The 24,377-nt window shown below is 60.2% G+C and carries 24 protein-coding genes; 14 read left to right on the top strand and 10 right to left on the bottom strand.

Annotated features, from left to right (window positions below):
• Positions 1-5: 5 nt before the first annotated feature.
• A complete protein-coding gene (locus FHT70_RS14615) occupies positions 6-983 on the bottom strand; it encodes an ABC transporter substrate-binding protein (RefSeq protein WP_183702409.1) in 978 nt (325 codons plus the stop codon).
• A gap of 125 nt (positions 984-1,108) precedes the next feature.
• Complete coding sequence (locus FHT70_RS14610) at positions 1,109-1,876, bottom strand: alpha/beta hydrolase (RefSeq protein ID WP_183702406.1); 768 nt, start codon at positions 1,874-1,876, stop codon at positions 1,109-1,111.
• A gap of 186 nt (positions 1,877-2,062) precedes the next feature.
• Here FHT70_RS14610 and FHT70_RS14605 point away from each other — a divergent pair, with 186 nt between their 5' ends.
• Together FHT70_RS14605 and FHT70_RS14600 are read left to right on the top strand one after the other, a co-directional pair.
• Positions 2,063-2,533 (top strand): MarR family transcriptional regulator, encoded by a 471-nt coding sequence (locus FHT70_RS14605; protein ID WP_085778673.1) that lies wholly within the window; start codon positions 2,063-2,065, stop codon positions 2,531-2,533.
• A 218-nt stretch (positions 2,534-2,751) separates the two neighbouring features.
• The gene (locus tag FHT70_RS14600; protein ID WP_183702403.1) at positions 2,752-3,807 is read left to right on the top strand and encodes an aldo/keto reductase; all 1,056 of its coding nucleotides are present in this window, start codon (positions 2,752-2,754) and stop codon (positions 3,805-3,807) included.
• 463 nt (positions 3,808-4,270) lie between these two features.
• Here the strand turns inward: FHT70_RS14600 and FHT70_RS14595 are convergent, their stop codons facing one another.
• Positions 4,271-5,491 carry a PLP-dependent aminotransferase family protein gene (locus tag FHT70_RS14595; RefSeq protein WP_183702400.1) on the bottom strand — a complete coding sequence of 407 codons (1,221 nt, stop codon included), beginning with the start codon at positions 5,489-5,491 and terminating at the stop codon, positions 4,271-4,273.
• Between the two features lie 350 nt (positions 5,492-5,841).
• Between FHT70_RS14595 and FHT70_RS14590 the strand changes: the two genes are divergently transcribed.
• The 8 genes from FHT70_RS14590 (at position 5,842) to FHT70_RS14550 (ending at position 12,180) form a co-directional block, all read left to right on the top strand.
• Complete coding sequence (locus FHT70_RS14590; RefSeq protein ID WP_183702397.1) at positions 5,842-6,942, top strand: branched-chain amino acid aminotransferase; 1,101 nt, start codon at positions 5,842-5,844, stop codon at positions 6,940-6,942.
• A gap of 250 nt (positions 6,943-7,192) precedes the next feature.
• Entirely contained in the window at positions 7,193-7,444 is a 252-nt protein-coding gene (locus tag FHT70_RS14585) for a transcriptional regulator (RefSeq protein ID WP_183702550.1), read from the top strand.
• Positions 7,428-7,763 (top strand): type II toxin-antitoxin system RelE/ParE family toxin, encoded by a 336-nt coding sequence (locus FHT70_RS14580; protein WP_085778679.1) that lies wholly within the window; start codon positions 7,428-7,430, stop codon positions 7,761-7,763. The genes FHT70_RS14585 and FHT70_RS14580 overlap by 17 nt, the downstream gene beginning before the upstream one ends.
• Complete coding sequence (locus FHT70_RS14575; RefSeq protein ID WP_183702394.1) at positions 7,753-8,340, top strand: class I SAM-dependent methyltransferase; 588 nt, start codon at positions 7,753-7,755, stop codon at positions 8,338-8,340. The genes FHT70_RS14580 and FHT70_RS14575 overlap by 11 nt, the downstream gene beginning before the upstream one ends.
• A gap of 267 nt (positions 8,341-8,607) precedes the next feature.
• Entirely contained in the window at positions 8,608-9,045 is a 438-nt protein-coding gene (locus FHT70_RS14570) for a DUF2231 domain-containing protein (protein ID WP_183702391.1), read from the top strand.
• Complete coding sequence (locus FHT70_RS14565) at positions 9,045-10,616, top strand: sorbosone dehydrogenase family protein (RefSeq protein ID WP_183702388.1); 1,572 nt, start codon at positions 9,045-9,047, stop codon at positions 10,614-10,616. The genes FHT70_RS14570 and FHT70_RS14565 overlap by 1 nt, the downstream gene beginning before the upstream one ends.
• Positions 10,617-10,687: 71 nt before the next feature.
• Entirely contained in the window at positions 10,688-11,011 is a 324-nt protein-coding gene (locus tag FHT70_RS14560) for a hypothetical protein (protein ID WP_085778683.1), read from the top strand.
• Between the two features lie 425 nt (positions 11,012-11,436).
• Positions 11,437-12,180 (top strand): TIGR04290 family methyltransferase, encoded by a 744-nt coding sequence (locus FHT70_RS14550; protein ID WP_183702383.1) that lies wholly within the window; start codon positions 11,437-11,439, stop codon positions 12,178-12,180.
• A 29-nt stretch (positions 12,181-12,209) separates the two neighbouring features.
• Here FHT70_RS14550 and FHT70_RS14545 read toward each other — a convergent pair whose 3' ends face one another.
• Positions 12,210-13,958, bottom strand: a complete 1,749-nt coding sequence (locus FHT70_RS14545; RefSeq protein WP_183702379.1) for a hypothetical protein — start codon at positions 13,956-13,958, stop codon at positions 12,210-12,212.
• Positions 13,959-14,105: 147 nt separating this feature from the next.
• Here FHT70_RS14545 and FHT70_RS14540 point away from each other — a divergent pair, with 147 nt between their 5' ends.
• From FHT70_RS14540 to FHT70_RS14530, 3 genes are read left to right on the top strand one after another with little or no spacing between them, the layout of a single operon-like run.
• Entirely contained in the window at positions 14,106-15,209 is a 1,104-nt protein-coding gene (locus FHT70_RS14540; RefSeq protein WP_183702376.1) for an inositol-3-phosphate synthase, read from the top strand.
• The gene (locus FHT70_RS14535) at positions 15,206-15,805 is read left to right on the top strand and encodes a histidine phosphatase family protein (RefSeq protein ID WP_183702373.1); all 600 of its coding nucleotides are present in this window, start codon (positions 15,206-15,208) and stop codon (positions 15,803-15,805) included. Before FHT70_RS14540 ends, FHT70_RS14535 begins: the two co-directional genes overlap by 4 nt.
• Positions 15,806-15,837: 32 nt before the next feature.
• Positions 15,838-16,785 (top strand): beta-xylosidase, encoded by a 948-nt coding sequence (locus FHT70_RS14530; protein ID WP_183702371.1) that lies wholly within the window; start codon positions 15,838-15,840, stop codon positions 16,783-16,785.
• 1 nt (position 16,786) lies between these two features.
• Here the strand turns inward: FHT70_RS14530 and FHT70_RS14525 are convergent, their stop codons facing one another.
• The 4 genes from FHT70_RS14525 to FHT70_RS14510 all read right to left on the bottom strand — a co-directional run bounded on the left by FHT70_RS14525 (position 16,787) and on the right by FHT70_RS14510 (position 21,210).
• On the bottom strand, positions 16,787-18,088 hold the full coding sequence (locus FHT70_RS14525) for a Coenzyme F420 hydrogenase/dehydrogenase, beta subunit C-terminal domain (protein WP_183702368.1): 1,302 nt from the start codon (positions 18,086-18,088) through the stop codon (positions 16,787-16,789).
• A gap of 115 nt (positions 18,089-18,203) precedes the next feature.
• On the bottom strand, positions 18,204-19,265 hold the full coding sequence (locus FHT70_RS14520; protein WP_097598034.1) for a polysaccharide pyruvyl transferase family protein: 1,062 nt from the start codon (positions 19,263-19,265) through the stop codon (positions 18,204-18,206).
• A 209-nt stretch (positions 19,266-19,474) separates the two neighbouring features.
• Positions 19,475-20,494: a ketol-acid reductoisomerase gene (ilvC, locus tag FHT70_RS14515; protein WP_064705499.1), complete on the bottom strand. Its 1,020-nt coding sequence runs from the start codon at positions 20,492-20,494 to the stop codon at positions 19,475-19,477.
• 50 nt (positions 20,495-20,544) lie between these two features.
• Positions 20,545-21,210 carry a TetR/AcrR family transcriptional regulator C-terminal domain-containing protein gene (locus FHT70_RS14510; protein ID WP_183702365.1) on the bottom strand — a complete coding sequence of 222 codons (666 nt, stop codon included), beginning with the start codon at positions 21,208-21,210 and terminating at the stop codon, positions 20,545-20,547.
• Positions 21,211-21,382: 172 nt separating this feature from the next.
• Here FHT70_RS14510 and FHT70_RS14505 point away from each other — a divergent pair, with 172 nt between their 5' ends.
• Positions 21,383-21,841, top strand: a complete 459-nt coding sequence (locus tag FHT70_RS14505; protein ID WP_183702361.1) for a hypothetical protein — start codon at positions 21,383-21,385, stop codon at positions 21,839-21,841.
• 26 nt (positions 21,842-21,867) lie between these two features.
• Here FHT70_RS14505 and FHT70_RS14500 read toward each other — a convergent pair whose 3' ends face one another.
• Both FHT70_RS14500 and FHT70_RS14495 read right to left on the bottom strand, forming a co-directional pair.
• Positions 21,868-23,499: an FGGY-family carbohydrate kinase gene (locus FHT70_RS14500; protein WP_183702358.1), complete on the bottom strand. Its 1,632-nt coding sequence runs from the start codon at positions 23,497-23,499 to the stop codon at positions 21,868-21,870.
• A gap of 160 nt (positions 23,500-23,659) precedes the next feature.
• Positions 23,660-24,376, bottom strand: coding sequence for an HAD-IA family hydrolase (locus FHT70_RS14495; protein WP_183702355.1), 717 nt, complete (start codon positions 24,374-24,376; stop codon positions 23,660-23,662).
• Position 24,377: the final 1 nt, after the last annotated feature.

Here is a 24,377-nt window from a genome sequence, read left to right as displayed (position 1 = left end):
CTGGATCAGTTCGAGCCGTAAATACCGGAGAAGGTCTTCAGATCCTGATCGGTATTTTTCAACGCTTCCGCTGCCTTGATCGGCAGGACCTTAATGGTATCGCGCGCCGGGAAACCTTCCGGCAGCTTCATGCCGTTGCGGGCCGGGATATAGCCGAGCTTCAGGAAGCCTTCCTGGCCCTTTTCCGAGAGCACGTAATCGACGAACTTCTTGGCAGCCTCTGCATTCTTGGTGCTGGCAAGGATGCCGACCGGCTCGGTGACGGCCGAAACGCCTTCGCTCGGGAAGACAAATTCGACGGGTGCGCCCTTGGCCTTCTCGCGGATCGGCAGATAGTCGACGACCATGCCGTAGGCCTTCTCGCCGGAGGCGACCGACTTCAGGACGGCGCCGTTGCCGCCGGCAGCGATCGCGCCGTTTTCGGCGAGCGCCTTGTAATAATCCCAGCCGAGGCCGGGAACTGCGGCCAGCGTCTGGGCGTGGATCAGCGCAGCACCCGAAGCGAGCGGGCTCGGCATGGTGACGAAGCCCTTGGCCTCAGGCTTCGTCAGGTCCTTCCAGCTCGTCGGCTTCATCGCGGCCGAGGTGTTGTACATGATGCCTGTCGTGATCAGCTTGGTCGAGTAATAATAGCCGTCGGCGTCATAGAGGCTGGCGTCGTATCCTGCGGCTTCCGGCGACTTGTAAGCGAGCAGCTTGCCGTCTTCCTTGAGGCGCTCCAGCGTCACCATGTCGGCGATGAGGAGGACGTCGGCGACCGGATTGCCGGCCTGAATCTCGGCCTGAAGCTTGGCGATGATCTTCGGCGTGCCGTCGCGCACCCAGTCGACCTTGATGTCGGGATTGGCGGCCATGAAGCCGTCGACCGTCGCCTGCGCGTCTTCGTTCGGCTGGCTGGTGTAGAGAACGAGGTCTGCGGCTGAAGCCGGCACGGCAAGGAGGCTCGCGGCGAGCAGTGCTGCGGCGGAAACGATCATTTTCATGGGAGGGGTCCTCGGGAATTGCGTCACCCCTCCCTTATTAGGGGTCGTTGACAGAGATGTGACAGGACGCAGCGGCTGCGCTGCGCCCTGAAACCACTGCGTTGCCGTCGCCTCTCCGATAGACGCTACTTCGCGGCCTCTTCGACGAGTTCCGCCACCTTCTGCGGCTGCGAAACCATAACGACGTGGGACGCGCCCTCGACCACGACGGTCCGCTTGGACCCCGCCCTCTCGGCCATGAAGGCAAGGGCTGCGGCCGGGATATTCTTGTCGCCGGTGCCGTAGACAAACCATGACGGCAGCTTCTTCCAGGCAGGCTCACCGGATTTTTCGGTCAGGGCCGCTTCGGTGATTGGCCGCTGGGCCGCCGCCATCAGGGCCACCTGTTCGGCCGGCACGTCGCTGGCGAACTGATCATGGAATTTGGCCTGGTCGATAGAGAGGTCGACGCCACCTGCGCTGAGCTTCACCGGGGCCGCCAGCGCTCCGCTCAGCGTGCCGCCGGGAAACTTGCCGGCGAGATCCGCAACCGATTCCCCGGCATCCGGCGCGAAGGCGGCGACATAGACCAGGGACTTGACGTTGTCATGGCCGTTTGCGGCGGTCGAGATTACCTGCCCGCCATAGGAATGGCCGACGAGGACGACAGGGCCGGCAATGCTGCCGACGACATCGGACACATAGGCGGCGTCGCCCGATACGCTGCGCAGCGGATTAGCGGCAGCCACGACCGGGAAGCCGTCCTTGCGCAGGATCTCGATCACGCCGTTCCAGCTGGATGAATCGGCAAAGGCGCCGTGAACGAGGACGACGGTCGGCTTGGCCGGCTGAGCGACGGCAGCACCGGAAAGAAGAGCGCCCGCCAGGGCGACGGCTGCAGCAAACTTGAACATGGGTCATATCCTTTCGTCGTTGAGTTTCAATGGGAGCCGAACCGGGAGCCACAAGCTGCACTCCCTTCGGCTTGTTATTTGCAAGCGATTTATTTGTACACAATCTAAATAGAGGACGGCATGCCGGACGTCAATAGCTTGCAAATAGATCGTGCACAAATTACATTGAAATCAGAGGAGAGCGTGATGAAAAACACCCGAACGAATGATCTCGCCGACGTGCCGAAAATCGATGAAATGCTTTGCTTTTCAATCTATTCGGCAGGCCATGCCTTCAACCAGCTTTACCGCCCGCTGCTCGATGAGCTGGACCTGACCTATCCACAATTCCTTGTCATGACCGCCCTGTGGGCGCGTGATGACCGCACGGTGAAGGATCTCGGCGAGACACTTTTCCTTGACTCCAGCACCCTCACCCCGCTCTTGAAGCGGCTGGAAAATGTCGGCCTCGTCACCCGCAATCGCAACCCCGCCGACGAGCGCCAGGTGCTTCTCCGCCTGACGCAGAAGGGACAGGCCCTCAAGAGCCGCGCCACCCATGTGTTCGACTGCATCGCCAAAGCCGTCGGTCTCGACGTCGAAACCGTCGGCAGGATTCGCGATACGATCGCTTCGCTTCGCGACAACATTCAGAGGAAAAACAAGGACGAGACCTGACGCGGGCCTGGACCCGCCGCCTGATCGCTCCGTTCAGGATGATTCCCGTCGACAAGCCGATCACATATTGTACGATCTGTCGCGCGGCTCACGCCCCCACGAACGATCGCAGTCTCTGGGCGGCAATCTCGCCGGCCCCCACCAGGCGTGAACGTGCCGCCATTGCCATTCTACCGCGTTGAAGTACGTCAATCGCGTTTGATGAAGGAGGAGTTTCGATGGAATATCGTCTGCTCGGCCGTTCCGGCCTGAAGGTTTCGACTTTGACTATGGGCACCATGACCTTCGGCGGCGTCGGCTGGGCGAAGATGGTCGGCGATCTCGGCGTCTCCGAGGCGAAAAAGATGATCTATATGTGCATCGATGCCGGCATCAATCTGATCGATACCGCCAACGTCTATTCGTCAGGCGAATGCGAAAACATCATCGGCGAGGCGCTCGCCGGCAAGCGGCCGCAGGGCGTACTGCTCGCTACCAAGGCGCGCTTCGGCATGGGCGACGGTCCGAACGACCGCGGCCTGTCGCGCTACCACCTGATCCGCGAATGCGAGGCGAGCCTCAAGCGCCTGAAGACCGACGTCATCGACCTCTACCAGGTGCATGAATGGGACGGCCAGACGCCGCTCGAAGAGACGATGGAAGCGCTCCACACGCTGATCAAGCAGGGAAAGGTGCGCTATGTCGGCTGCTCGAACTACTCCGGCTGGCACATTATGAAGGCGCTGGGCATCGCCAATGAGCATCGCTATCAGCGCTTCGTCAGCCAGCAGATCCATTACACGCTCGAAGCGCGCGATGCCGAATACGAGCTGCTGCCGATTTCGATCGACCAGGGCCTCGGCGTGCTGGTCTGGAGCCCGCTTGCCGGCGGCCTGCTTTCCGGCAAACACCGCCGCAACCAGGCCGCTCCCGAGGGAACGCGCCAGTTCGCCGGCTGGACCGAGCCGCCGATCCGCGACGAAAACCGCCTCTGGAACATCGTCGAGACGCTGGTGGCAATCGGCGAAGAGCGCGGCGTCTCGGCGGCCCAGGTGGCTCTTGCCTGGTTGATCGGCCGCAAGGCGGTCACCTCGGTCATCATCGGCGGGCGCACCGAAGCCCAGTTCCGTGACAACATCGCCGCTGCCGAGCTGAAACTCACGGATGAGGAGCGCAAGCGTCTCGACGCCGTCAGCCTGCCGCCGGTGATCTATCCCTATTGGCACCAGCTGAATACGGCGAGCGACCGGCTCGGCGAAGCCGACCTCGAGCTTTTCGGCCCGCACTTGCAGTAATAGCGAGAGAAGATCAGGCATGACACGGTGAAAGACAGGTCCTTTCCTCAGAGAAGAAGGCGGAAGCAGTTCCCTCCCCTCCCTCATTCCTGTGCTCGTCACGGGAGTCCAGCGTGCCCAAGTCCTTGGGCACGAGAGAGTCTTTCACGAATAGGAGTTCAATCACGGCGCGGACGCGCCGTGGCTGGATTCCTGTGACGAGCACAGGAATGAGGGATGAGAGGGCGTGCCATGCAGCCCCTCATCTGCCTTCCGGCATCTTCTCCCCGACGGGGAGAAGCGGAATCGTCTCGTTTCCTAGAAGCGTCTGCAGTGGAAAGAGAAGCGAGCGGCTTGCTCCATCTTCTCCCCAGCGGGGGTCCGAAGGACGGGTTGAGACCCGTGGCTCAACCCCGGTCGATGGCCCGAGGGGTCGGATAGGGCCATACGGCACAACAGTTTTGTTGCACCCCACTCCCAACACTCACCCACCAATCTCCGCTGAAATCAGCTTCCCCAGCCGGCTGATCCCATCCTCGATCATCTGCTCATTCGCGCAGGAGAAGCTGACGCGGAAGGTGTTGGCGCCGGAGCCGTCGGCGAAGAAGGCTTTGCCGGGCACGAAGGCGACCTTGGCGGTCTCGAGCGATTTCGCCAGCAGCTTGGCGCCGTCCATGCCTTCCGGCAGCGTGATCCAGATGAACATGCCGCCTTCCGGCTTCGTCCAGCTCGTGCCCTTGGGCATGTACTTCTCGAGCGCCGCCAGCATGCAGTCGCGGCGATGGCTGTAGGCCGCTTTAATCTTGGCAACCTGCTTGTCGAAACCGCGCACGGCGACATCGGATATCGCTATCTGATTGATCGTTGAGGAATGCAGGTCGGCCGCCTGCTTCATCAGCACCAGCTTGCGGATGACAGGCGCATTGGCGACGATGAAGCCGACGCGAAGGCCGGGCGCCAGCGTCTTGGAAAAGCTGCCGCAATAGATCGTTCGCGTGTCGTTGATATGGCCCTTCTCGGCGATCTCCAGCGCCAGGATCGGCGGGATCGGCTCACCGTCGTAACGCAGCGACTGGTAGGCGGCATCCTCGATGACGGCAATGTCGAGCTCTTCGGCGAGCGCCAGCACCCGCTTGCGGCCGGCGAGATCGACGGTTTCGCCGGTCGGATTGGAGAAATCTGCGGAGAGATAGGCGAATTTCACCTTGCCGCCGGCAGCCGCAGCCGCCACGCGGTAGGACTCGGGCGTCCGGTTGCCGCTCGGCGTCAGTTGGTCATAGGCCGGCTCATAGGCATTGAAGGCCTGCAGCGCGCCAAGATAGGTCGGCCAGGTCACGAGCGCGGTATCATTGGGCGAAAGAAAGAGCTTGCCGAGATAATCGAGCCCCTGCTGTGAGCCGGAGACAATGAAGACATTGTCGAGCTCGCAGGGAATGCCGAGGGCGGCCATCTGCTTGACCAGCCATTCGCGCAGCGGCTTGTAGCCTTCGCTGACCGAATATTGCAGCGCCGAATTGACGGCGGCACCTGCGAAGATATCGGCATAGGCCCGCTGGAATTCGTCGGCCGGAAACAGCGCCGGATCCGGAATGCCGCCGGCAAAGGAAATAATGTCGGGCTGGTCGAGAAGCTTCAGGAGCTCGCGGATTTCGGATGCGCGCATGCGCGATGAGCGCGACGCAAACATGGTGTCCCAGTTCAGCATGGAGGTTTCCTCGTATTTTCTGTACCGCCGACAAATCATGCGGCGGAAATTATGTCAATAATGCTGACCTATTTTCTTGTCATAGCGATAAGTTGGAGATCACATATTCCAAAGCCTGGGTATGAAATTCGCGAACGTCATTCCCGATAAGAATGAAGTTCCCGAATCGACCGATGGTGACGCCATCCTCGATCGCAGGCGCTCGATTCCGAATTTGTTGCTCGACGTCAGCCACCTCAAGCGATTATTCCTCTCATCAAGCCGAAACCGGCTGCTTCAGACCTTTCCAAAACCGGCTCGGCGGCGGTAGTGTCGCCGCCACTATTCAATTTACTATCAAGGTGCCAGCAATGACCGTGATGTCGGCCTCTCCTGAAATCAAAATCGAACTCCACAAGACCCCCGTCTCGGACGCCGACCGCATCCATGCACTGGAGACGCCCGGCTTCGGCAAGATCTTCACGGATCACATGGTCCTGGCGCGATGGACGGCCGACAAGGGCTGGCATGATACGAAGGTTACGCCCAGGCGACCCCTGGAGCTCGATCCTGCGAGCGCCGTGCTGCATTACGCTCAGGAAATCTTCGAAGGCATGAAAGCCTACAAGGCAGACGATGGCCGGATTCTGCTCTTTCGGCCTGAAGAGAACGCACGCCGCTTCGCGCAATCGGCAACCCGCATGGCGATGCCTCCCGTGCCCGAAGAGCTCTTTTTGAAGGCGGTCGAAGCACTGGTCCGCGTCGACAAGGCCTGGATTCCGGCTGGCGACGCCAGCCTCTACCTTCGCCCCTTCATGTTCGCCAACGAGGCGTTTCTCGGCGTTCGTCCGGCTCAGGAATATATCTTCTGCATCATCGCCTCACCGGTCGGCGCATACTTCAAGGGCGGCGCGAAGGCCGTCTCTCTTTGGGTCGAAACCGAATACACCCGTGCAGCCAGCGGCGGCACCGGCGCTGCAAAATGCGGCGGAAACTACGCAGCCAGCCTCGTGGCGCAAGCGGAAGCCGCGAAGAGGGGTTGCGATCAGGTCGTCTTCCTGGATGCCGCGGAGCATCGCTGGGTCGAAGAACTCGGCGGCATGAACGTCTTCTTCGTGATGAATGATGGATCGATGGTGACCCCGCCCCTTGGCGGCACGATCCTGCCGGGCATCACTCGGGCTTCCGTCATCGTGCTCGCAGAAGAAAGGGGCTTGCGCGTGGAGCAGCGTCCCTATTCCTTCGCGGAATGGCAGGAGGATGCCGCCAGCGGCAGGCTTGTCGAAGCGTTCGCTTGCGGCACTGCCGCAGTCCTGGCGGGCATCGGCCTCGTTCGACATGCCGGCGGCGAGTTTCTGGTCGGAGACGGACAGACTGGCAAGCTGACCAGCGAACTGCGACAGCAGCTCGTCAGTCTGCAGAAGGGCGTAACGAACGATGAGCACGGCTGGACGCGCCTGATCCCGGCCTGACCTTCAGACCTTTCACGCGAACGGCGGCGCCAGCACTGACATGGTGGGCGCCGCTCTCGGCCTCGCCTTCAAAGCAGCCGGGCTGACGACAGTTCTCGAACTCGCCGACGCGATGCAATCATTAAAGAAGACTGACCCTCATGTGACCCAAGCGCTCGACGGCGGGCGGCAACGCTTCTATCACGGGGTGGGGAATCGTAACAGGCATCAGGGACAGCTGAACCGGCACGCACGGACGGCAGGAAATTCAATGGCGAAAATGACGATCTCGCTTCCGGATAATCTGGCGGATTACATCTCGCGCCGTGTCGCAAGCGGCAGATACGACAGCGCCGACGCATTCCTGGCGGAGCTGATCGCGAAGGACCAGGACCATCGTAAGCTTGAGGACGACGAACTGCGCGAGATCCTGAGGCAGGCCGAGGAGAGCGGTATCAGCGACCGGCGCATTCCCGACATTTTGTTGGAAACGAAGGTGAAGCTGCGTGACATCAACCTATAGGCTGACCCGAACGGCCGACGCCGTACTGTCAGGCATCGACGAATATGCCAATCTACATTTCGGCGAGGCGCAGGCAGATGCCTATCTTCTTGACTGGGATCGGATTTTAATACTTCTCTCGCGCGTGCCCTCCATGGGCGATGAGTGCGACGCACTTGGCGCCGGCCTGCGCCGCCTCCTCCACATGCGTCATGTCGCCTTCTACCGGCAAATACCCGACGGCATCCTCGTCATCGACATCATCGGCGCCGACCGGCTTGCCGAAAGGCATCTCCAATCCAACCGACGATCCGGACCGGCCGCTCCCCATGCCCCATGACAGCACCTCCGCCTTCTACGACAATAACGCAGCGATATACGCCAATCGCGCGCGCAGCCTGCCGAAACAGAAGCTCGACACTTTTCTTGCCCGACTTGCGCCGGGGGCCGCGATCCTCGAACTTGGCTGCGGCGGCGGACAGGACAGTGCCTACATGCTCTCTCAAGGCTTCGACGTGACGCCGACCGACGGTTCACCCGAACTCGCGGCACAAGCCGAGGCGCGAATCGGCAGGGAGGTCAGGGTCATGCTCTTTGAGGATCTCAACGCCGAGGCCGCGTTCGACGGCATCTGGGCCGAAGCGAGCCTCCTTCATGTCCCGAGAACGACCCTGGCCGACGTCTTCGCCCACATTCACCGCGCGCTCAGAACCGGCGGCATCCTCCACGCAAGCTTCAAGTCGGGAGAAGCCGAAGGGCATGATGGCTTCGGGCGCTATTACAACTATCCATCCGCCCATTGGCTGTCGGCGCTTCTGACGGCAGGCGGCTGGCGCAACCTCGCCGTCGAGGAAAGCGATGGCGGCGGATATGACGGCATGCCGACCCGCTGGCTCATCGTGAGTGCGCAACGATAAAGGTCGGAGCTTCGCCCCGTGTTTGGCGGCAGTCTTGGCGCCCGCCGCGCGTTCAGGCGACAACATCGTACTCCTCCCGCGCATGTCACGGGAATGACGGACGGAATTTAACTGCCTCCCTGCATTGTCACTCCGGCGGTACGCGCGAAAGGCAGCAGCCGCTATTGGTCGAGGAGGCGGTTCGTAAGCCAGTGCCGCTGCAACGGAACCATCCGCTGCCTCCACGGTTGAATCGTATATCTGCGCACTTGCCTCTCGGAGCATGCCATGGCTGTACTTTCACCCGACGATAGAGACGCGGCCGCCTATCCGATACAGTCACTCTTCGTCCCGTTCCCTTTCGTCTGCTTCACGCTTGCGCTCGCGACCGATATCGCCTTCTGGCAGAGCAACAACCTCATGTGGCAAAACTTCTCCGCCTGGCTGTTGTGCGCCGGCCTCGTGTTCGGTGTGATTGCGATCGTGGCTGGTTTGATTGACCTCGCGCGGCCCCGGACCCGTCCGTTGCGGTCGGCTTTCCCGTCTGTGCTTCTCTACCTGATCATCCTCGCCCTTGCCTTCCTGAACAGCCTTGTCCATGCCGGCGACGGATGGACTGCCGTCGTGCCTTATGGACTGGCGCTCTCGGCCGTTACTTCAGCGCTTTGCCTGGTGGCAGCCGCTGTTTCCGCCCGCAAATATGCCAGATTGGCCTGGAGGGTATGATGATGAGATCCCTCATTCTCGCCACCTCGGTTCTATCGCTTTTCCTCGGATTCGGTACGTCGGCGCGGGAGGCCGAATTCGATCTGTCGCAGCAGATCGGCCCGGATCCGGTTCTGCCTGAGCCATCTTCCTCCCTGATATCTGATGTGAAGGTCGCGGAAGTGGTCGGCTGGAAGGAAGGAGAGACTCCTGCCGTTCCCGACGGCTTGAAGATCAGTGCCTATGCGAAGGGCCTTGCCAATCCACGCACGGTCCATACCCTGCCAAACGGCGACGTGCTCGTCGTCCAGTCCCGCGGCCCGACCGGCGAACCGACCTCGCGGCCGAAGGATCTCATCCGCGGCTGGATCATGTCGATCGCCCACGGTGGCAGCGGTGAACAGAAAGAGAGCAATATCATTACGCTGCTGCGTGACACCAATCGCGACGGCACCGTCGATGAACGCCATGACCTGCTGAAGAAGCTCGATTCTCCCTTCGGCCTTGCCTGGATAGACAATACGCTTTACGTCGCCACGACGAGCGCCATCCTGGCCTACCCTTACGAACTCGGACGGAACGAGGTCGCCGCGCAGCCGAAAATCCTGACGCCGCTTCCCGGCGGCCCGATTAATCATCATTGGACAAAGGATCTGGCCCTCAGCCCCGACGGCCGGACGCTCTATGTCTCGGTCGGATCGAATTCCAATATCGTTGAGAACGGGCTCGAAGCAGAAAAAGGTCGTGCAGCGGTCTGGCAGGTCGACCGGCAGACCGGCGCGGCCCGCGTTTTCGCCTCCGGTCTGCGCAACCCGAACGGCCTTGCCTTCAACCCCGAAACGGGTGCGCTCTGGGTTGTCGTCAATGAGCGTGACGAGCTCGGCCCAAACCTCGTTCCCGACTATATGACCTCTGTGGAGGACGGCGGCTTCTACGGCTGGCCTTGGAGCTACTACGGCAACCACGTCGACGCTCGCGTTCATCCGCCACGAACCGACATGGTCGAAAAGGCAATCCGACCGGACTACGCCCTGTCCAGCCATGTTGCCGCGCTCGGATTGACCTTCTCGATGAATTCCGCGCTTCCAGCCGCATACGCCAACGGCGCCTTCATCGGCGAGCACGGCAGCTGGAACCGGAATAGCTTCAATGGTTACAAAGTTGTCTTCGTACCGTTCCAGAATGGCAAGCCATCTGGCAAGGCGCAGGACGTCGTCACAGGCTTTATCCAGGGCGATCAGGCAAAAGGGCGACCGGTCGGAGTGGGGATCGATGGGACGGGAGCGTTGCTTGTTGCCGATGATGCCGGCAATACCGTTTGGCGCGTCGCTTCATCCGACGGCAAAGTTACGCCGCAGCCAATTGGCACCGACCAGCTTTCCGGGAATCCGCAAAGCTCGACGAATTCGAACACGGCGCGGACTTTCGATTCGAACCCCGGCATCGGAACGGAAACGACGAATTCCACCACCCAAACCCAGGGACATCGAGCCTCGGCCGACGAGCGCTTGACGGGCCAGAAACCACTTTCCGGACTGCCGGACAAGTTTCAGCCTGTGCAGATGCAGATTGCCCCTGCGGCCGGCCCCTAAGGACTTGGTGGAGGCCCAATTCGGAAGAAGGACTGAAATGACATCCGGATAAACGCCAACGGAGGTTTGGCATGCCGACCACATCCCGGAAGTTCAAACGACTCCTAAGCGCGCTATCGCTCACCGTGGCGATCCTCCCCCTATCGCTCCAGGCGAACGCACAGGCGCCGCCTGACAAATGCGTCGCCCCGTCACAGTCAAACCAGGATCGCGATTCAGCGGATGACCATCAAGATCTCTCCAAGAAACTGGATGACTGCAACGGCGAACTCAGGCCTCCTCCCATCGGCGACACCGAAATGGTGGAACCGGCGCCCGACACCGGTAATTCGCGCATCATCCGTCCGGGAGATATGCCGCCCAACACCAATCCGTCGCACAATTCTGATGACTAAATTCACCGTCCAGAGATCTGTGTGTCGGCCGAGAAGGGCCATCTCGCACACAATTGGCGGGTTTTTCTTCTTCAGCGGGAACCGAAAACCATCAAGAGGGTTCGACCACATCTGACGAAGCCGGCTCAAGCTGAACATGCCGCAGGTATCTCAAAAGCGGACGAAGACTGGAGGGGGAGATACCGAAGATCCCTTATTGACCACCTGTCTCCCTGGATGGATCGCCCGTTCGCTCGCCAGAAGCGGAATTCACCGAATGAGCCAATTGGCAGATATGAAGAATGCCGAACTCCTCAAGCTCGCAGGGATCGGCCCCCGGTCCGTCGAGCAGATACGGTCGGCGATCAGAAAATTCAAACGTAACCGGACACACGTCTCGGCGGCGCGGTCGAAGCAATGATTGACGCTGCGGATCGGAGTACGGAATGAACGAGAAGGCTCGACTGGAAAGGGACATCGCAGCCCTGAGGCCATGGTTTCACAACCTGCGAATTAGCGGCGTACAGACCGCGCCTGATCATTTTCTTGGTGACTACCCGTCATTCAAATGGGCCCACTTTCAGCAGGTTGTGCCTGAAGATCTCCGGGGGTGCAGCGTTCTCGACATCGGCTGCAACGCCGGATTCTATTCACTTGAAATGAAAAGAAGAAATGCCGGACGGGTCGTCGGAATCGACTCCGACCCGCATTATCTCAGGCAAGCCGAGTTCGTAGCCAGACAGACAGGTGAGGATATCGAGTTCAAGCTGATGTCGGTGTACGAGGTGGAAAAACTGAAGGAGAGATTTGACCTGGTCCTTTTCATGGGTGTCCTTTATCACCTGCGGCATCCGCTGCTGGCACTCGACCTTCTGCATGAGCATGTCGTCGGCGGCCAGATGCTGTTTCAATGCATGCAGCGGGGGGAAGAGGAAGTCGCGGCACTCAGCGAAAATTACGACTTCTTCAACACGACAATATTTGAGCAGCGCGGCTTTCCCAAAGTGTATTTCTTGGAAGAACGTTACGCTGGCGACCCCACAAATTGGTTCATTCCGAACAAGGCGGCGGTCGAAGCGATGCTGAGAAGCGCCGGGTTTGTCATTCGTGCCAATCCGGAACGGGAGGTTTATCTGGTGGAACATGGAAGCCGCCACCCGATGGCGGAACCGCCTCCGTCACTTTGCTGAAAAACTTCGGATCCAGACCGCTTCCGCAGTCAGGCTCCGATCAACTGCGGCAGGCGGTCCAGGTAGCGTTTGATGGTGCTTTCAATCCGCTCCCTCTCGGCGCCATCGACGCTCGCCCTCGCCTGCGACCACAAACCTATCTGGAAACCGAGATAACATGCCTCGAAAAGCTTGAGCACATCATAGCGCAAATCGCAGTCCGCTTCCTGAGCGACGAGATCGGCAAGACGATCACGCTCCTTACTCGAGAGTTCGAATTCCACGCAGGCGCCCACGACGTCCCAGGCAATGTCCTGACACCCGATCAGATCGTGGGCCGCGTTGTGATCGAGCGCATCCGTCTTCACGATGCGCCCGTTGGTGGTCGTCAGCCATTCCCATGGGTGAAGCCGGTTGTCCGTATCGACCCGTCGCAATCGTCCGGCTAGCCGCTCGGGCGTGCTTATCACGCATCCCAATTTTTCTGCCGTGTCCGATCCTGCCGCTTTCGCAATATTGAAAATCGCCATCTCACACAGTTTCTGAATCGACGCGCCGCCGTTTCGCGCCGGGAGGTGACGGGCACGAAAACCGAGATAACGTCCGAGGTGATCCGCGATGTCGCGCCTGCTGACAGCGCTATGGTCGAAGGGCGTTCCATCCAGCCATTCTTCGATGATAAATCCGTAACAGGTGCCGGCGATCCTAGGGATAAAGCCGGCTTCGCTCAGCAAAGAGCCTCTTCTGGCCTTGTCCACGTCGCTCCCACCAAGCCCGGCAAACTTGACAAGCCACGCCCCTCCTTCGGCTTCCATCAGGAATTTGCGTTTTTCCATTTGCATATAGCTCGGCGGCCAATGTGAAGGATCGCGATACCGAACCGCGCGCCATGCGCCACCGGACAGGTCCCGCCACGACGAACGCGCACCGCCGACAACATCGGCCGCCCATGTCTGCAGACGATGTTTCGGATCTTGGGCCTTGAGGGCGAGATCGTCGACGCTGACGACATGGCGTGGCCGATCTCGCCACCGGGTCCGATGCTGCTCGCTAGCCTGCGGGCCTAGTTCACCCGTGTGGCTCGGGAAAAAATGAAGCCGATCAGACGCCACGCCGTTCTCCTGCAACCAGTCCGCAACGCAGCCGAACGAGCTCCCCGATAGCCCTGGCCCTTCATCGACGATGGCGAAATCGGTTTCAGGGTCGGCAAGAATGCGCTTGGAAAGAGCCGGTGTGACGCGTACGTACCGCTCGAAGGGGTGGCCAGTCGGGCGCAGCGAACAGGCCGGCTCGGCATCCAAGGCTGCGGAAACCAGAGCCGCGAGTCCGGTCCCGATGCTTCGGATCCCGATGACGACTGTTTTAGATGTCAAGTTTGAGATCGAAGCCGCCTCGATATAGCTCTCGGGATACAAAGCATAGAAGGCGTAGCCCTCTGCGCGCTTCATCCGCACCGGATCGGCGCTAGCGAGAAATTCGAGTTTGGCTGTCCAATCCTCTGGAAAGGACAAACTGCCGGAAAACCTGTTTCGCCACGATTGCATGATCTCCCGCGCCTGCATGCGCAGAAGTTTCGCGCCTGCATCCTGCAGCTCGGAGATATCGTCCGCGCCTTTTCTCCCGAATTCCTGATCGGCCAGTCCCTGAACCAGTTCTCCAGTCAGGATGAATGCTCGAACCAGGGTTTCGTGGCGCTGCCGGCTCGGCTGCATTTCGATGCTCGCCATCATCATTCTTGAAATCGATGCGCGTACTGCTGCTGCGTTCTCGATGTGCTCGACATCGCCATAGACCAGCATCCGGTCCTCCTTCCTTGCAGCAATGCCTGCCCGAGCTGGTTGGATCATCGTCAGACGCGATCGAAAAAAACGGGAAGGTCGGGAACCGGCGCAGTTCCCGCTTGTTAGCTTTGTAGATGCCTCAGCAAGCAGCCCTTGGAGGGAACCATGCGTTCGAAATCCATTCGCGTTGGATTGGTGGGAGTTGGCAATTGCGCCTCGTCATTGGTTCAAGGACTTACCTACTATGATAACGCCCGGGAAAACGAGCCGGTTCCAGGTCTCATGCACATTGATCTCGGCGGATATCATGTGCACGATATTGAGATATCTGCGGCCTTCGACGTCGCCGCTTCAAAAGTAGGGCGCGATGTCGCGGAGGCGATATACGCCGAACCAAACAACACGCAGCGTTTCGCAGATGTCGCTCCGCTTGGCGTCGAGGTGAAACGCGGCAGGACGATGGATGGGATAGGGAAGTATCTCCAGGATCGGATCGAGGAATCGGCGGAGCCGCCGGCGGACGTGGCGGAAATCCTCAGGCAAACCGGGACGGAGGTGCTAGTTTCCTATCTTCCCGTTGGCTCGGAAGAAGCAACCAAGTGGTATGCCGAACAGGCGCTGGCGGCAGGTTGCGCTTTTATCAATTGCATTCCGGTCTTCATAGCCTCCAAACCGGAATGGCAGCAGAAGTTCGCAGCCCGGAAGCTGCCGATCATCGGCGACGATATCAAGAGCCAGGTGGGGGCAACGATCGTCCACCGAATGCTCGTCAATCTCTTCCGCGAACGGGGCGTCCGTGTGGATCGCACCTATCAGCTCAATTTCGGCGGAAACACTGATTTTCTCAATATGTTGGAGCGCGAGCGGCTGGAATCAAAGAAGATCTCAAAGACCCAGTCGGTCACCAGCCAATTGGATATTCCGCTTCCTGCCGACGATGTACATGTCGGACCAAGTGACCACGTCCCCTGGCTCACCGATCGTAAATGGGCTTATATCAGGCTCGAGGGCACCACTTTCGGGGGCGTGCCGCTCAATGCGGAGCTCAAGCTTGAAGTGTGGGACTCGCCCAATTCAGCCGGCGTTGTCATCGATGCAGTACGCTGCGCGAAACTCGCCCTCGACCGAGGCCTGGGCGGAGCTCTGACAGGGCCGTCGAGCTATTTCATGAAATCGCCGCCGCAGCAGTTCACCGATTACGAGGCCCGCCGCCGGACGCAGAATTTCATCGACGATGAGGAGGATGTTCTGCGCGGAGCCGCGGAATGACGGCAACTTTCTTCCTGGTTCGTCACGCAGCGCACGACAATGTCGGGAATTTCCTGGCGGGCCGTACAGCCGGTATTTCGCTTGGCGAATCCGGACGCTCGCAAGTTCAGCGTCTCGGGGAGAGGCTGCGCCGAGAGGACATCAATGAGATCTACACCAGCCCGCGCGAACGAACACGGGAGACTGCAGTAGGTATCGCATCAACCTGTGGCCTGTCTCTGCCGCAAACAGACGATGCTTTGGACGAAGTGAATTTTGGCAACTGGTCCGGAAAAACCTTCGAAGTTCTCAATGATGATCCCCTTTGGCGCCGATGGAATACCACACGCAGCCTCGTCCGCACGCCAGGAGGCGAGACGATGCTGGACGTCCAAACTCGGATTTTCGGGCTCATAGAGACATTGGCCCGTCGCGGCAACGATAGGCGCTTAGCGCTGGTGTCTCATGCCGATGTCATCAAGGCGGCTGTCAGCCATGTTCTGGGACTGCCAATCGACGCTTGGCCCAGATTTGATATTGCACCGGCCTCCGTCACCACCGTTGTGGTCGGCGACTGGGGTGCAAAAGTGATGACGCTCAACGAAGTGACCTTATAACCCGTTCGTTAAATCCTGCCCGGGGAAGTCAAATGATCGAAGCCACGATGATCTGGAACGAGCCGAACAACAAATCGCACTGGGATCCGGAGATCGATCCTGAATGGAGCCTGTTTGCGCAAATGGCAATCCTGGCGGCCGATGCAATCGCAGCCAAGAATCCGGAACTGACGAAGGTGCTCGGCGGAATATCTCCAATCGACCCCTTCTTCATTAGCCGCATGAAGAATTACGGCGTGCTCGATCACCTCGATGCCGTCGCGCTGCATGGTTTTCCCCTCGACTGGAATCTCTGGCAAATTCATGAGTGGCCGGAGAAAATCAACGAAATACGCGCTGTCACCGATCTGCCGATCTGGGTCAGCGAAGTGGGCGTCTCGACCTTCGGTGCGGAGGAAGTGCAATTGTGGGGCCTGCAACGAACTGCCGAGTTGCTCAAGGGCAAAGTCGAGCGCTGCCAATGGTACAGCCTCTACGACCTCCCTCGATCATGGGAGGCAACAACGCGTCATCGCGAAGCCGAAGGCTCCTCCTACTATCGGCACTACTATATGGGCATTCTGCGCGAAGACGGAACGCCCAAACCGGCGCTTGAGGAGTTTGCCAAACACACGCCTGATTTAGGGCTGGTGCAATGGTTCCACTTCGAAGACCCGCGGCTGGATGAGGCTGCTGCCTGGATGAGGCGGTTAGGCGTGAAATCTGTGCGCACCGGACTTTCCTGGGCGGACCGATTCCGGCCCAACGCCCTCGATTGGTTCGACCGGCAGATGCAGGCCCTCGAAGATTTCGACGTAACGGTGACGTTCTGCTTCACGCCGGAGCATAGAGGTATCGCGCCGCACCATACCAGTGCGCCCCTGGTGCCCGAAGAATTCGCCGGCTTCTGCGAAGAAATGGTCGAACGTTACGCACCACACAGAGATAGCGGATATGTGTCGCGCGTTGCCAAGTCAGCAGCCCGACTGCTGGGGGCTTGAATCACGTGCGTCCTTCGGAGCCGGCTAAACCCAGGCTCTGGGCTATCCTGCCGATCGGTCCTCGGGAATAGGCGACCCCCTGATAGCATGCCAAGGCAGCACGAGCCCACAGAATGTAAAGTCTGGGGCTTTGCAAAAAAACGGCGATCGAAAAGACGCGATGACTCCAGAAGCTGATCCAATAGCGCATGATGTAAACCGCCATGCGCTGTCGGGATAAGCCATGTCTGCCGGGACGGACGCGTTTTCGCGGGCGCATGCCCAAACGAGGCCAGGTCAGCCGGAATGCGAGACCCTCGCGACGCTGGCGGAATCCGGCGGCCTGGGTGGCTACGACAAAGTCGGAATCGACGTAAGACAGTGCGATCCTCTTCTCAGCAATCCCCGCATGGATCACATCTAGAAGTGCTGTTGAGCGGACGATCACCACGTTGGTTCCTCTTCCATCAGAGGAGTAGGGCTCCTTCCAGGCATCCCCGAAAGCGATGTCGGCCGTTTCTGCCACGACGTCGTCGCAGAAATTGCAGGCGGAGTTCTGAAAGAAACCCGCACCCCAGTCCCCATCGACCAGATGCCACCAGTCCTGGGCGCACGTCTCGCCGTTTTCGAGTGTCAGCTGAGCCCGATACCAATTCGCAGGCCGATCCTGGGTTTTCTTCCTGTAGTCGAGCCGTTTAACCTTCCCGATGTCCTGCCCCATCTGCCATGCGAAGCTCTCGGCCATTCGCGCGCTTTTCATGTGGCCGCAAAACAGCCCAAGCGTGAAGGCAATTCGCTCCTTCAATACTGGGTCATCGTCACAGGCCAGTCGCACCGCCTTGATGAAACAAGGAATCCCAACCACGGCATACCGGCCCGGCGCCTCGCGAATGGACTGAAGTACTCCGGAAAGCTCGACTGGATAATATCGAGATTTAGCGCCCGCCTGAAGTTCCTGCAGATCACGTGACAGCGAATAATGAAACAGGCGCCGTTCCGATTGCGGATCATCGCTCTCCTTGACGTGAGCAACACCGTCAACAAGCCCCAGGCGCAGCAATTCCGCTGCCACCCAGGTGACCATGCCGCCGGAGCTGCCGTTCGAACGGTATTCCCCTTCCTCGACATGGCCGACAAAGGCAGCCTCGTAACGACCCAGCAGAGCGTCTCGGTTTTTCGCACCGGCAAAACATTCGGCCGCCAATTCATCCTCGTCCCGGGCCACCGGTGAAAACGGGCAAATTCGCGCAAAATCTTCATCACGGGCCTGCAACCACGTCTTCGGGCCTGCCGGCTTCATCTGCCCGTACCGGTCGAGTTCCATGTGAACATCAGGTCGCGCTGAACTTGCGACACAGGAGCCGCAGCCGATGCAGCAGCCGGAGCCTGCAATATCCTTGGGAGCCATGCCTGGCGCGAGCCGATTCTTTTGACCGGAGCTATTGCAAGGCATGGCTGAGATAGGCGTTGGATGTGTCGCGCAGCGAAGATATCCGCTGCGAAATGCCCATAGGAAGGGGATTACCGAGGATGCCATCCAGATGCGTGGAAGTCGTATCTTCGGTCAGAACATGATCATCAGCTCGGACGAGCCGCGTTAGATCGCGAATCTTGTTGGAACGGTAATCGGAGAGGACGCATGCAAACGGCTTCTCGTTGACAAGCGAGAACACGCATCCATGAAAGAAGTTCGTCACGACAGCCTTTGCTTCGGAAATAAAGCTGGCGAAGTCCTCCGGGCCGGCGTCAATCCATTGCTCATCGGCCCAATCGTTCCGATAGCCGATGCTGACGAGCGGATATTCCCGGTCTCCTGCCCACCGGCGCACGGTATCCTGAAACCATGTGGGAAAACTGTGGCCGTAGACGGCTATATAGCCTGCCGCCTCCCCGTCATGCCGGCTCGCCTTCATCGTCTGCGGAAATTGCAGGCAGGGGTCGAGAACGAGTTCGGGCTCTATTCCCAATGTCTCGCGGATGATCCGCTCCGAATGGAGGTCCCGGACAGAAATATGAGAGAACTTTCGCAGCTTTTCCGCCCACCCCTCCAGTCGCTCCGACGATGTCAGACTTCCAAACGTCGCGGCATAGGAGACAAGACGCCCGCATCGCAGGCCTTCTCCATAAAACACCGGATACCCACCATACCAGGGATGGCGAAGGTTCCACACCTCGTCGCTGCCGACGACGATGAGCGAATAGTCGTCCATCGCGGCTGGGTTCTCCAAGGGAAACGGCGATGAAAGAGGCAAGCTGGCAAACGATTGAAAGAATTTCCGGATCTTCGCTTTGTAGAGCGGGTAGTCTTCCTTCGGCGTTGCGGCAGGAAGCAGCGGTTGCAGCGCGCATTGCCATTCCGCGCGGTTCACGCGATCAGACATGTGTTCCAGAAGAACGGCTTCTACTCCCATGGACGCGAGGCCCTCGGCCAGACAGCGTGCCTGCCAGTAGGAGCCATAATTTATGCAGCGATGAAAGGTAAGAATTCCGGCCTTAGACATCTGGTCCCTGAAGCAGATCGAATAGATTCCACTAACCGACCAACTCCAGTTCCGTTCCCAACAAACCGCAGCTCGCCTCTTGGTTCGGGAGCAGCTTTCTTCAGTATGTCGCAATGAATCAGATAACCCCCAGCTCAGCCGGGGGTTATCTGCAGTCTGGAGGCTGGAGCTTTTACTCCGGCCTTTCCGTTTTGCTTCGCTGAACCAGCTTAGTTGACCGATTTGTCGACCAGCTTGTTCTTGCCGATCCAGGGCATCATGCCGCGCAGCTTGGCGCCGACTTCCTCGATCTGATGGCTGTCGTTGTTGCGGCGGATGCCCTTGAAGCGGGCCGCACCCGACCGGTATTCCTGCATCCATTCGGAGGTGAACTTGCCGGTCTGGATGTCCTTGAGCACGCGCTTCATCTCAGCCTTGGTTTCTTCGGTGATGATGCGCGGGCCGGTGACGTATTCGCCCCACTCGGCCGTGTTGGAGATCGAGTAGTTCATGTTGGCGATGCCGCCTTCATAGATCAAGTCGACGATCAGCTTCACTTCGTGCAGGCACTCGAAATAGGCCATTTCAGGCGCATAGCCAGCCTCAACCAGCGTTTCGAAACCGGCGCGGATGAGCTCGACGAGACCGCCGCAGAGAACGACCTGTTCGCCGAAAAGGTCGGTTTCGCATTCTTCGCGGAAGTTAGTTTCGATGATGCCGGAACGGCCGCCGCCAACGCCGCAGGCGTAGGAGAGAGCGAGTTCAAGGGCGTTGCCGGAGGCGTTCTGATGAACGGCAACGAGGCAGGGAACGCCGCCGCCCTTTTGGTATTCGCCGCGAACCGTGTGGCCCGGGCCCTTCGGGGCGATCATGACGACGTCGACGGAAGCTTTCGGCTCGATCAGGCCGAAATGGACGTTGAGACCGTGGGCGAAAGCGATGGCAGCGCCGTCGCGGATGTTCGGAGCGATGTCCGACTTGTAGATGTCGGCCTGGAGTTCGTCCGGCGTCGCCATCATCATCAGGTCGGCCCATCCGGCGGCTTCGGCGACGGTCATGACCTTGAAGCCATCGGCCTCGGCCTTCTTGATCGTGGGCGAACCGGCCTTGAGCGCGATGGCGACGTTCTGGGCGCCGCTGTCCTTCAGGTTCAGCGCATGGGCGCGGCCCTGCGAGCCGTAGCCGATGACGGCGACCTTCTTGGCCTTGATGAGGTTGAGATCGGCATCACGATCGTAATAGACGCGCATTTGAAGTTCCTTCCCTTGTGCTTGTCCTGTTGACTGTCATTAAGGCGAAATCAGCCGAGAGCCGGCATCTCCGCCAGAACCTTCTCCGTGCCGTAAAGCCGGAGGAAGGCGGTCACCGCCCTCTCCGCCTGGCGTGCGGTATCCTTGAGGCCCGGTTCGCCGAGCAGCATGCGCACATGCAGGTCGGAAACAACAAGGCCGTAAAGCGTGTGATAGGCTTCGTCGGCATCGGCAAAGCGCAGAAGCCCTGCCCTCTTGCCGGCATCGATCAGCGCCATGGCGCGCCGGTCAATCTGGCGGCGGCCGCGTTCGAGCAGGAGCTTGCCGAGCTTCGAGCCGTCGCGGTGGGATTGGCCGATCGCCAGCCGGTTCAGCGCCAGCGAGACGTCGCCGGCAAGCACTTCCAGCAGGTCGCGGGCGAAGATGACGACATGGTCGTGCAGGCTCGTCGCCGTAAGCCGTTCGCCATTGCGCTCGAAGGTGCGCACCTTGCTCGCCTGATAGGCGATCATCGCCGACAATAAGCCGTCGCGATCGCCGAACCACTTGTAGAGGCTTTCCTTCGAGCAATTGGCGGCGCGCGCAACACCGGAGGTCGTCAGCGCCTTCTCGCCGCCATCAACGAGCAGCCGCAGCGCCTGCTCCAGAACGGCGTTCTGGCGCGACGAAAATTCGCTCGGCTCAGCAATATCGACGGACACGGTCAGGGCTCCCATATACGTACCGTACGGTACGGTTCGCGACCTTTATGCGGCAATCCGATGAGGCCGTCAAGCAGGCCCGGCAGATTTTTATACGGGAAAGGCCGGTGGCTCACCAGAATTGGATAGGCGGACAGCGGATTGAGATTCCATAATGCTTCATAATGTCATTTGCCGGGAGCTTTCTATGTCGCGTCTACCTGCTGCCCTTCTCCTAGCCGGAGCGATGCTCCTGGCAACGACGCCCTTCACCGATCGCGCCGCCGCGCAGTCGGATAGTGAAGTCTATAACCGCATCGAGGAATTGCACGGTGATGCCGCCGGCTTCGACCGGCCGCTGCGCCAGCTCGTCCAGGCGATGCGCAGCGGCGATGCCGAGACCATCGCAGGCCTTGCCGAATATCCCCTGAGCGTAAAGGCAGATGGCGAAACCTATGATGTCGAAAACGCCGAGGATTTCATCCAGAATTTCGACGATCTGGTGACGCCGGAGACCCGTCGCGCTGTCGGCGGCCAGCAATATGAGGATCTCTTCGTCAGCAGCGAAGGAGTCATGCTTGCAAATGGCGCTGTCTGGATGGGTGCAGTCTGCGACGACAACGCCTGCGAGGAAAGCCATTGGGCGATCATCGCCATCAATAACTAGTTCGCGGCATTTGTCGCGCAGCGCTGTCAGCCATCGCTGCGAAGCTTGCGCGCCAAAGTCTGAAGCTCCTTGAACGCTTCGTAACGCCTGCGGTGAAGATCTGAAATCTCGCCTTCTGACGGCTGAAAACGCTTTTCCACCTTGGTGAGATCGCTCATTGCCTCGCCAACATCGGCAAATTGCCGGCCGGCGACAGCGCCGAGAATGGCCGCTCCCAGCAATACCGGCTCCTCGGCCTTCGTCGCCACCACTGGCTTGCCGCTCGCATCGGCGAGCACCTGGCGGACGAGATCGTGCTGACCGGCCCCGCCGCTGATGACGATGTTATCGACGGTCACGCCCGCCTCGGCCTGCGTGTCGATGATCTGCCTGAGGCCGTAGCCGATGCCGCAAAGCCCGGCGATGTAGAGCGCGACCATGTTGTCGACGTCCCGTTCCATGCCGAGACCGGCAATGACCGCGCGGGCGTGCGGATCGGCAAAGGGTGCACGGTTGCCGAGGAATTCGGGAACGACATGCAGCCCGGCCACCAGCCTGACGGCGTCGGAAGAACGGCCCGTCTTGCGGGTGGCCATGTCGGCAAGCAGGACCGGCAGCGCAACGCCGGCGCTCTTCGCAAGCTCCCTCGCCTCGCCGGCCGCTGGATGGAAGGAGAGAAGGTAATCGATCGCCGCGCCGGCGGCGCTCTGGCCGCCCTCGTTCAGCCAGAGGCCCGGCACCATCGCCGAATAATAGGGCCCCCAGACTCCGGGCACGAAAGACGGTTCTGTCGTCGATGTCATCGTGCAGGAAGAGGTCCCGAAGACATAGGCAAGGTTGGCTCGCGGATCGGCGCCGACGGTTCCGACACCGCCCGCATGAGCATCGATCAGCCCGGCTGCCACGGCAGTTCCGGGCGTCAGCCCGAGTTCCTCCGCCGCAGCCGCGCTCAGCCCCTGGCCGAGCGCCGAACCGGGCTCGACAATGACTTTGCCGATGCGGGCAAACCCTTCCTCCGCCAGCACGCCGAGACCGATCTGATGGAAATAACCGCTGTCCCACCGCTTCTCATGAGCGAGATAGGTCCATTTGCAGGTGACCGTGCAGGTCGAGCGCGAGAGGTCGCCGGTCGCTCGCCAGGTGAGGAAATCCGCAAGATCGAAGAATTGCCAGGCGGCATCGAATACCTCGGGGCGGTTTTCCCTGAGCCAGAGAAGCTTGGGCGTCTCCATCTCGGGCGAGATGCGGCCGCCGACATAGCGCAGCACGTCATGCCCGACGGCGTTGATGCGCTCCGCCTGCGGGACGGCGCGGTGGTCCATCCAGACGATGATGTCCCGGTCCGGATCTTCCGAAGGCCCGACTGGAAGCGGCTTGCCCCCTTCGCCGAGGACGACGAGCGAGCAGGTGGCGTCAAAACCGAGCCCGACCACTGAAGCCGGATCGACGCCGGCAGCGGCGACGGCCTCTCGCACAGCCGCGCAAACGGCGCTCCAGATTTCGCTGCTCGATTGTTCAACGATGGAACCGGCTTCATGAAACAGGCTGATATTCCGCTTGGCGGAGGCAAGCATGCTGCCGGCCATATCGAACAGGCCGGCCCGGGCGCTGCCGGTGCCGACATCGACGCCGATGACATATTTGGCGCCGGCTTCTGCGGTGTGAGATGTGTCGCTCATGATCTCTCGTTTCGGATCGGCAAGGATCGGGTTGATTAGCAGCTGCAGTCGATCTTCAATGTCTGTTGTCTGGAAAAATCCCCGCCTCCAGGGACATTACGCGGTCACGGCGACATGGCAAGGAGGCTGGCGCTGAATGCGCCCTCCGCCCGGGGCGCCATCACAGCCTCCCTCCGACTTTTTCCAGAATGGCGGGGAGCTCCCCCGCCCCAGTCGCAACGGCGGCGGCTCCGGCGGCATCAAGCACGGCGCGGCGGCCCGGCCTCGGATCGGCCGGATCGACGAATCCGATGGCCGCCATGCCTGCGGCGATTGCTGCCGCCACACCATGAACGCTGTCGTCGATCATGATGCATCTGGCCGGCCGGGCCCGGAAACGCTCGGCGCAATGCAGCAGCAGATCGGGGGCCGGCTTCGGCCGGGAGACGAATTCGGCGCTGAAGACGCCTTCCCCGAAGGCGCTCCAGAGATCGAGTTTGCCCAAGCTGTTGCGCAGCCGCCGCATCGTGCTGTTCGATGCGACGCATTTAGGGCGGTCGAGACTGTTGACGACCTCGGCAATGCCGGCAATGGGCGTCAGCGAGCGCGCGAATTCCTCGAATAGATGAAGATGCCACTTTTCGAACAACGTAGCGATATCGATGATCCCGTATTCGTGCCGGCACATCTCGGCGATGATGCTTTCCGAATTGCCGGTGAACTTGACATGAGCCTGCGCTGCGGTGATCGCAATGCCTGCGCCTTGGAGCGTTTCCGCCAGGGTACGGCTGGCAATCGGTTCGCTGTCGATCAGCACGCCGTCGCAATCGAAGATCACGAGATCGACGCTGTCCATGGTGCCTGACATGCCGGGATAATCGATGCGGCTATTGAGCATG

This window comes from Rhizobium sp. BK049, from assembly GCF_014193135.1.
Taxonomy (GTDB): domain Bacteria; phylum Pseudomonadota; class Alphaproteobacteria; order Rhizobiales; family Rhizobiaceae; genus Rhizobium.
This window is presented reverse-complemented; position numbering and strand designations above follow the sequence as displayed.

Bases quoted from the DNA above. Each gene is read 5' to 3' on its own strand.
- FHT70_RS14575 (WP_183702394.1), top strand. From the start codon at position 7,753: ATGCCCCATGACAGCACCTCCGCCTTCTACGACAATAACGCAGCGATA.
- FHT70_RS14500 (WP_183702358.1), bottom strand. From the start codon at position 23,499: ATGAGCGACACATCTCACACCGCAGAAGCCGGCGCCAAATATGTCATC.
- FHT70_RS14560 (WP_085778683.1), top strand. From the start codon at position 10,688: ATGCCGACCACATCCCGGAAGTTCAAACGACTCCTAAGCGCGCTATCG.
- FHT70_RS14570 (WP_183702391.1), top strand. From the start codon at position 8,608: ATGGCTGTACTTTCACCCGACGATAGAGACGCGGCCGCCTATCCGATA.
- FHT70_RS14605 (WP_085778673.1), top strand. From the start codon at position 2,063: ATGAAAAACACCCGAACGAATGATCTCGCCGACGTGCCGAAAATCGAT.
- FHT70_RS14600 (WP_183702403.1), top strand. From the start codon at position 2,752: ATGGAATATCGTCTGCTCGGCCGTTCCGGCCTGAAGGTTTCGACTTTG.
- FHT70_RS14535 (WP_183702373.1), top strand. From the start codon at position 15,206: ATGACGGCAACTTTCTTCCTGGTTCGTCACGCAGCGCACGACAATGTC.
- FHT70_RS14520 (WP_097598034.1), bottom strand. From the start codon at position 19,265: ATGTCTAAGGCCGGAATTCTTACCTTTCATCGCTGCATAAATTATGGC.
- ilvC (WP_064705499.1), bottom strand. From the start codon at position 20,494: ATGCGCGTCTATTACGATCGTGATGCCGATCTCAACCTCATCAAGGCC.
- FHT70_RS14610 (WP_183702406.1), bottom strand. From the start codon at position 1,876: ATGTTCAAGTTTGCTGCAGCCGTCGCCCTGGCGGGCGCTCTTCTTTCC.
- FHT70_RS14505 (WP_183702361.1), top strand. From the start codon at position 21,383: ATGTCGCGTCTACCTGCTGCCCTTCTCCTAGCCGGAGCGATGCTCCTG.
- FHT70_RS14510 (WP_183702365.1), bottom strand. From the start codon at position 21,210: ATGGGAGCCCTGACCGTGTCCGTCGATATTGCTGAGCCGAGCGAATTT.
- FHT70_RS14585 (WP_183702550.1), top strand. From the start codon at position 7,193: ATGGCGAAAATGACGATCTCGCTTCCGGATAATCTGGCGGATTACATC.
- FHT70_RS14540 (WP_183702376.1), top strand. From the start codon at position 14,106: ATGCGTTCGAAATCCATTCGCGTTGGATTGGTGGGAGTTGGCAATTGC.
- FHT70_RS14590 (WP_183702397.1), top strand. From the start codon at position 5,842: ATGACCGTGATGTCGGCCTCTCCTGAAATCAAAATCGAACTCCACAAG.
- FHT70_RS14595 (WP_183702400.1), bottom strand. From the start codon at position 5,491: ATGCTGAACTGGGACACCATGTTTGCGTCGCGCTCATCGCGCATGCGC.
- FHT70_RS14495 (WP_183702355.1), bottom strand. From the start codon at position 24,376: ATGCTCAATAGCCGCATCGATTATCCCGGCATGTCAGGCACCATGGAC.
- FHT70_RS14545 (WP_183702379.1), bottom strand. From the start codon at position 13,958: ATGCTGGTCTATGGCGATGTCGAGCACATCGAGAACGCAGCAGCAGTA.
- FHT70_RS14565 (WP_183702388.1), top strand. From the start codon at position 9,045: ATGATGAGATCCCTCATTCTCGCCACCTCGGTTCTATCGCTTTTCCTC.
- FHT70_RS14550 (WP_183702383.1), top strand. From the start codon at position 11,437: ATGAACGAGAAGGCTCGACTGGAAAGGGACATCGCAGCCCTGAGGCCA.
- FHT70_RS14615 (WP_183702409.1), bottom strand. From the start codon at position 983: ATGAAAATGATCGTTTCCGCCGCAGCACTGCTCGCCGCGAGCCTCCTT.
- FHT70_RS14525 (WP_183702368.1), bottom strand. From the start codon at position 18,088: ATGGAACTCGACCGGTACGGGCAGATGAAGCCGGCAGGCCCGAAGACG.
- FHT70_RS14530 (WP_183702371.1), top strand. From the start codon at position 15,838: ATGATCGAAGCCACGATGATCTGGAACGAGCCGAACAACAAATCGCAC.